This window comes from Luteibacter sahnii, assembly GCF_034063545.1.
GTDB lineage: Bacteria > Pseudomonadota > Gammaproteobacteria > Xanthomonadales > Rhodanobacteraceae > Luteibacter > Luteibacter sahnii.
This window is the reverse complement of record NZ_JAQLOK010000014.1, coordinates 1-7,700: the sequence shown is the minus strand read 5'-3', so window position 1 is coordinate 7,700 and position 7,700 is coordinate 1. Positions and strand designations below refer to the sequence as shown.

General features: G+C 66.1%; 2 protein-coding genes and 1 pseudogene. All 3 read left to right on the top strand.

Translation table 11 applies throughout. The features are described 5' to 3' along the window. Positions 1-171: pseudogene (locus PI246_RS18570) on the top strand (phosphopantetheine-binding protein); the annotation flags it as partial. Positions 172-174: 3 nt separating this feature from the next. Continuing rightward, the gene (locus PI246_RS18300) at positions 175-2,595 is read left to right on the top strand and encodes a condensation domain-containing protein (RefSeq protein WP_320552765.1); all 2,421 of its coding nucleotides are present in this window, start codon (positions 175-177) and stop codon (positions 2,593-2,595) included. A gap of 18 nt (positions 2,596-2,613) precedes the next feature. Further along, on the top strand, positions 2,614-7,700 hold a 5,087-nt coding region (locus PI246_RS18295), incomplete at its 3' end, for a non-ribosomal peptide synthetase (protein WP_320552764.1).

The following is a 7,700-nucleotide window of genomic DNA, read 5'->3' as shown; positions in this document are numbered from 1 at the left end:
CGGCTCGCGGCGCTGTGGGAGGAACTGCTCGGCGTGGAACGGGTGGGTCGCCACGATCATTTCTTCGAACTGGGCGGACACTCATTGCTGGCGGTGAAGCTGTGCGCGCGGTTGCACGAGTACGGCGTGGCCCTTGGCGTACGCCAGGTATTCGAGCAACCCGTGCTCGCTTCGATGTCGTTTCAGGCGCGCTCCACCCCCGGAGAGGCCGACACGCCCGTGGCGCGCGTCCGCCCGGATACCGTGCCCCAGTCCTGGGCTCAGCAGCGGCTCTGGATGATGGACCGTATCCATGGTTCGCAGGCCTATGTGATGCCTGCCGCATATCGATTGCACGGGCCGCTCGACATCGAAGCGTTGCGGCGCGCGCTCGAAGCCCTGGTCGACCGGCACGAGGTACTGCGTACCCGCTTCACGGCGGTGGATGGACTGGCGGTGCAACACGTCGTGCCGCCGCATCGCGTCGAGCTTCCATGGGTGGACATCGATGCGGCCGCATCGGTCGAAGCGTTCTTCTGCCGCCCGTTCGATCTGGAGAATGGCCCGATCTTCAGGGCAGGGTTGCATCGCCACGGACCACGCGACCACCTGTTCCTCTTCGCGGTGCATCACATCGCATGCGATGGGAGCTCCGTGGCGATCCTGCTCAACGAGGTATCCACTCTCTACCGCGCATTCCGGGCCGACGAAGAGATGCCGCTCGAGCCCCTGCCCCTGCAATACGCCGACTACACGCTATGGCAGCAGTCGTGGATGCAGGGCGAACGGCTGGCTGCCGAGTTGCTCCATTGGCGGCAGCGGCTGGCGGGCGCACCGGAGAGGCTGAACTTGCCTGTCGATTATCCGCGACATGCCGAGCGGGTACGGAAAGGTGCGTGGGCGCGGTGCGACATACCCGGGCTCGTGTCGGATGGCGTAGCGCGGCGGGCGCTGGAGTTGGGGTGCACCGCCTTCGTGATCCTGCTCACGACGTTCGCGATCATGCTGTCCCGGCGTTCGGGGCAGGAGGATATCGTCATTGGCACCGACGTGGCCAACCGCAATCATCCCGGCATCCGCGGCCTGGTCGGTTTCCTGGTCAACCAGGGTGTGCTGCGCACGCGCCTTCCGGGCAATCCGCGCTGCGCCGAGGTGCTGGGCAAGGTGCACGCGGACGTTCTCGACCTGCAAGAGCACCAGGACCTTCCCTTCGAACGGATCGTCGAAGCGTTGCGACCCAGGCGTTCACCGGGGTACCACCCAATCTTCCAAGTGAAGTTCGCCTATCAGGCGAGGGAGCGGGAGGATGCGGCACTTCGCCTGGAGGGTCTGGATGTCACCGAGGTCGACGCGGGCCTGCCCGGGATCAAGGAATGCGATCTCACGCTTTTCATCAGCCAAGGGAAGAACGGCATGCGCTGCGCGTTCGAATACGCGGCCGACCTGTTCGCACCCTCGACCGTTGCGTCGATGGCCGACGAATACGTGCAACTGCTGGCGATGATCGTGGACGACCCGCAGGCGCGTCTCGACACCCTTTCGACGGGGCAAAAGGCGATGCCGGAACGCAATGAGGGCGTGCCCAAGCCGAAACGTACGCTCTCCGGCCTACGCAGGGAGGCACCCAGGACGATCACCCTCTCGGCCGCCCCGCCGGTGTCGCTCGAGCCGCTGCGTGAAGGCACCGATCTTCCCTATGTACTGCGGGCGACGCGGCCGGGGGTCGATCTATGCGCATGGTCGACGGCGAACAAGGCGCAGGTCGACGCCCTCCTGTTGCGTCACGGCGCCTTGCTCTGCCGGGGATTCGACATCGACCGTCCCGAAAGGCTGGAAGCCTTCGCTTCGTTGTTCTGCGACACGCTCTACGCGGAGAACGGCGAGCATCCGCATGTCGCCAACAACGTCTACAAGCCCGTTAGATATCCCGCGGAAGAAAAGCTGCTCTGGCACAACGAGAACACGTTCAACCTGCGGTGGCCCGGGCATATCCTGTTCGCCTGCGCGCAACCTTCCGAGCGGGGTGGGGAAACACCGGTGGTGGACAGCCGTCGCGTCTACGAGTGCCTGGACCCCGCGCTGCGGGAAGAATTCGTCCGTCGCGGCGTCATGTACGTGCGCAACTACCATCCCGGGGTCGGACGGCATTGGCACGAGGTGTTCGGTAGCAAGGCCCCATCCGAGGTGGAGGCGCGGTGCCGCGAAGAGCGGCTGGACTTCGAATGGACGCACGGCGAGCGTCTGCGAACGCGCGCCATCCGGCCGGCGGCGGGGCCGCATCCGCGGACCGGTCAGATGTGCTGGTTCAACCAGATCCAGCATTGGCATCCGTATTGCCTGAATCCCGCGACGGGCGCCGCGCTGCGCCGTCTTTACGATGAACGCGACCTGCCCAGGACCTGCTACTTCGGCGACGGCGGCCTGATCCCGAACGCCGCGATCGAACACATTCTCGCTATCTACGAAAAGCTCGAGGTGGCGTTTCCTTGGACGCGTGGGGATGTCCTGCTTATCGACAATGTCATGACCGCGCATGGCCGCAATCCGTACGCCGGTGAACGCCGCCTCTTCGTTGCCATGGGCAATATGATTCGCATCGATGCGACCACGACCTGATCGAAGGGATCGAAAAACATGGAAACACTGATCAACGGTTATCGCCTGTCCCCGCAGCAGGAGTCGCTGTGGCGACGAGGCGGCATCGGTGACGGATGGTTCGAGGTGCGTCTGGATGGAACGATCCGGGCCCAGGACGCCCACCGGGCGTGGCGCAGCCTGGTTGCCGAGCACGACATGTTGCGGGCTCGCCTGGTCCGCGCCGATGGCATGGCGATCCCCCTGCTGGACGTGGTTGCGCAGGGCGACGCCCCCTGGGACGAGTGCGAACTCGGTGGCCTCTCCGACGACGCGCGCGAGAAACGTATCGAAGCCTGCAGGAACGCCCCCGCGGGTAACGGATCGGGATGGCTCGCCGCGGCGAGCCTGCTTCGGGTCGAAGACGACGCGCTCCTCCTGATCGCGCGGGTATCTTCCCTGTGCGTGGATACGCCATCGCTTCACCTTCTCGCGGATCGATACCTGAAACTGCTGCATGGTTCCGCGCTACGTGCCGAAGCCGATTCGGCACACCTGGTCTACGCGGACTGGCAGCGCGAAGAAGCTGAAAGCACCGAGGGCCACGATGTCGCCTCGGCGCAGAGCCATTGGAGCCGCGTGGCTGGCATGCCGCCCTCGCGATTTCCGTACGACGACGTATCCGACGACGCGGCGCACGTGTCGTGCCACGCCGGCTTGCTGGACATGGCCTGTGTTCGCGCGCTGCGCGTGCGCGAAGTCGAGGGCGACGGTGCGTATCCGGTGTTCGTGGCCGCGATGGCCGTGCTGCTCTGGCGCGTTACGGGGCGCCACGACGTCTGCTTCGGCATTGAATGCGATGGTCGGGATCGCTTCGACGATCTCGAGACAGCCGTCGGGCCGTTCACGCGCACTTTGCCGTTGGGCCTCGTGTTGCAGGACGATTACGGATTCGACGAGGTGCTGCAACGCGTATCTTCGGGTATGGCGCAGGTCGCGGCGGACCAGGATCGCTGCCCGGAGTCGCTTTCCGCCACGTCGTGGCCGGTATCGATCGGATGGCACCGATCGTTCCCTTCGCCGGGGCAGGTGACCGTCGGCGAGTCGACCACCGGTGTTCGGCTCCAGGTGATACGCGGGGAACAAGGCATCGAACTGGAATGGAGGTATGACCGCAAGCGCTTCGGCATCGAGGCGATTCGGTGCCTGGATGAGCAGTTCCGTACGCTGCTTTCCGCGGCGCTTGAAACGCCATCGGCGTCCATCGATCGCCTTCGCATGCTTTCGGATTCCGAGCGGGAGCGTTTGATTGTCCGGTTCAACATGGCCGGAGAACGCACGGATGCGCCGCGCGAGGCCACGCATCGGCTCGTCGAAGCGCAGGCGCGAGCCACCCCGGACGCGGTGGCCGTGGAAGCGCTGGAGGAGCGACTTACCTATGCCCGCTTGATGGAGCGCGTAGATGGCGTCGCCCGTGCACTGCGAAGCCAGGCCGTGCGTGCTGGCGTGGTGGTGGGCATCTGCATGCCGCGCGGCGGTGACCTGGTGGTGGCGATACTCGCCGTCATGAAGGCAGGAGGAGCGTATCTACCGCTCGATCCCTCTCTGCCGCCGGCTCGCCTGGCGGCGATGGTGGAAAGCGCCGGTTGTTGCCTCGTGCTTACCTCGAAGGCCTCCGGCGACGCGCTGCGCGCCTGCCCCGAAACGGTCGCAAGGTGGGAGCTGGATGCGTTGGCCGGGTCGGAGCCCGCCGCTGGGACGCCGACGGGGGATGTGGATCGGAACGACCTGGCGTATGTCCTGTTCACGTCGGGCTCCACCGGCACGCCGAAAGGCGTCATGGTGCATCACGGCGGACTGTCGAACTACCTGGATTGGTGCCGCCGCACGTACCCGCTCCGCGCGGGCGGCTTCGTGCCCGTGCATTCGAGCATTTCGTTCGATCTGACGGTGACCAGCCTGCTCGCCCCGCTGACGGCCGGGTGCACGATCGGCATGATTCCCGAGGACCGACACCTGGACGGGCTTCGAGAATGCCTGGAAAGCGGCCGACCGATCAGCCTCATCAAGATCACGCCCGCCCACGCCCAGTGGCTGGGTGACGCGTTGACGGCCGATACGCGTGCGAACGTGGAAAGCCTGGTCGTGGGCGGCGAGAATCTCCAGCCGGAACACATCCGGTCCTGGCGCGAGCGCTTTCCCGCGATCCGGATCTTCAACGAATACGGTCCGACCGAAACGGTCGTCGGATGCTGCGTGCGGGAGCTGGAGCCGCACGATCTGCATCGCCGTCCCATTCCGGTGGGGCGTCCGATCGATGGCATGCGGCTGTACGTACTCGATGCCGAGGGTGCGCCCGTGGCGACCGGTGTCGCCGGTGAACTTCACATCGGCGGCGAGGGCGTTTCTCCCGGGTATATCGGACGCGACGACCTGACCGCCACGGGCTTCGTGCCGGATCCCTTCGCGCCCGGGCCCGGGGCGCGTATGTATCGAAGCGGCGACCTGGCGCGGCATCTCCCGGACGGTACGCTGGAGATACTCGGCCGGGTCGACCGGCAGCTCAAGATCCGCGGCCACCGCATCGAGCCGGGCGAGATCGAACAGGCGCTCTGCCGCCTCCAGGACGTGGAGCAAGCGGTACTCCTCGCGCAACCGGACGCCACGGGGACGACGCGCCTGGTGGCTTACGTGGCGACCGGTCTCCGCCGCGCGGAGAACGGGCCGCGGATCTGGCGAGATGCCTTGCGGCAGGAACTCCCGGAATACATGGTGCCAGCGCATTTCGTGGTGCTCGCATCCCTGCCGCTGAACGCCAACGGCAAGCTCGATGTCGGTGCCTTACCGCCCTGGACACAAACCACGACGTCCCCGGAACCGAGGCAGCCACCGGCCACGGAAGCGGAGAAGGCGTTGGCTTCGCTATGGTGCGAATTGCTGGGGTTGGACGAGGTGGGTAGGGAAGACCACTTCTTCGAACTCGGTGGTCACTCCTTCCTGCTGATCGCGTTGATCGAACGCTTGCGTGCGCAAGGCTTCGGCATGGACGCGAAATCCGCGTTCGGCATGCCCGTGCTCATGGACATGGCCTTGCAGTTGGAGCGGGTAGGAGTCGTCTCGCGCGACGAGGTTCCGCCGAACCTCATCGTTCCGGACGTCGAGGCGATCACGCCAGGGATGCTTCCATTGGTCGACCTGACGCAGGCTGAGATCGATACCATCGTGGCCACCGTGCCGGGCGGGCTCCGGAACATCCAGGACATCTACGCGCTCTCGCCGTTGCAGGAAGGCATTCTCTTCCATCACATGCTGGGGGGCGAGGGAGATCCATACCTGTCGCGGCAGGTCATCGTCTGCGATGACGCGGCGCACCTGGATGCCCTGCTGTCGGCTTTGCAGGACGTGATCGATCGCCATGACATCCTGCGCACCGCGGCATGCTGGAAAGACATGGACAGGCCGGCGCAGGTCGTGCTGCGCCACGCGCCGTTGCAAGTGCATGCGCTGCACGATTCTCCGGTGGAAGACCCGGTCGCCGTATTGCTGGCCCATACCGACCAGACGAAGCTGCGGATCGACCTGCGTCACGCGCCCCTGATCCATGGCTACACCGCCCGGGAATCAGGTAGCCACCGGATCGCGTTGGCCCTGGTGTGCCATCACCTGGTGCTGGACCATGTCTCGTTCGAACACGTCGTTGCCGAGACCGAGACCATCCTGGTAGGGCGTGCCGCCGAACTCGAGCCCGCCCTGCCGTTTCGCGACTTCATCGCACGCACTCGCCAGGGTTCGGAGGAGGGCGACGCGGATTATTTCCGGCAGCGCCTGCACGACGTCAGCGAGCCATGCATGCCGTTCGACGTCGACGAGATGGCGAGCGCGCGGGATTCACAGGTGGAGGAACAGCGGCAGGTTCCCGATACTCTTGCCGCCCGCCTGCGTGCCCAGGCGCGCAGGGCCGGCGTACTTCCTGCGGCGCTCTTCCATGCCGCCTGGGCGCTCGTCATCGGCGTGTGCACGGCACGTCGGGACGTCGTGTTCGGCACCGTCCTGTCGGGCCGGCATCACGGACAGGAAGGTGCGGGGCGCACCTTGGGCATGTTCCTCAATACCTTGCCCATACGAGTCGACCTGGCGCGCGACACCGCCTGGGACCTGGTGTCGGGCGTGCAGGTGGCCCTGACGGAACTGATGGCCCACGACCAGTCCTCGCTGGCCCTGGCACAGCGCTGCAGCGGCGTCGAGTCGTCACGGGGGTTATTCGGTGCGCTGATCAACTACCGCTTCAGCCAAGCGAACACGGTGGAGCGGGCGGCGCGCGCCGAGAACGCGTGGAAGGGAAGGACCCTGGTCTTCGCCGACGAGCGCAGCAACTATCCTTTCACTCTGGTCGTCGACGATCATGCCGCCGACTTTCACTGCAAAGTGATGTGCCCGCGGGGGATCGATCCGTCGCGCGTGCAGGGATACCTGCATAAAGCCCTGCACGCCTTGGCGGACGCGCTCGAGAATGACGGCCCCGTACCCGCATCGTCGATGCTCATGTCGGCGCAGGAACGACAGGTCATCGCACGCCACGCCGACGGGGGCGATAGGCCCTACGATGGCGATGGTACCGTTCATGGTGCGTTCGTGGCCCATGCCGCCCGCACGCCCGATGCCGTGGCCGTGCGCGACGACCGGGGCACGGTGAGCTACGGGTCCCTCGACGCGGCGGCCAACCGTCTGGCGCATCGCCTGATCGCGCTCGGGGCGGGTCCGGCGGCCCCCGTCGGTATCTGCCTGGATCGCGGCGTGGATTCGATCACGGCGATGCTCGCGGTGCTGAAGTCCGGTACGTCCTACCTACCGCTGGACGTGGCGGATCCGGAGGCGCGCAAGCGTTCGATGATCGAGGACGCGGGCGTTCGCATCGTCATCAGCGATGTCGCCAACGAGGAGGCATTGCCGGCGCATAGCTGGCTGCAGGTGGTGGTCCTGGATGATCCGGACGTCGAGCGCGCGTTGCACGGCCTGCCGGCGCACGCGCCGTTGCTGGGCGCGTCGGAGCCGACGTCGCGCTCGCTGGCATACGTGATGTACACCTCGGGGTCGACGGGTCAGCCGAAGGGGGTGATGGTGGAGCACCGCAACGTGCTTCGCCTGGT

Coding starts and splice junctions, on each gene's coding strand:
- PI246_RS18300 (WP_320552765.1), top strand. CDS start 175: ATGTCGTTTCAGGCGCGCTCCACCCCCGGAGAGGCCGACACGCCCGTG.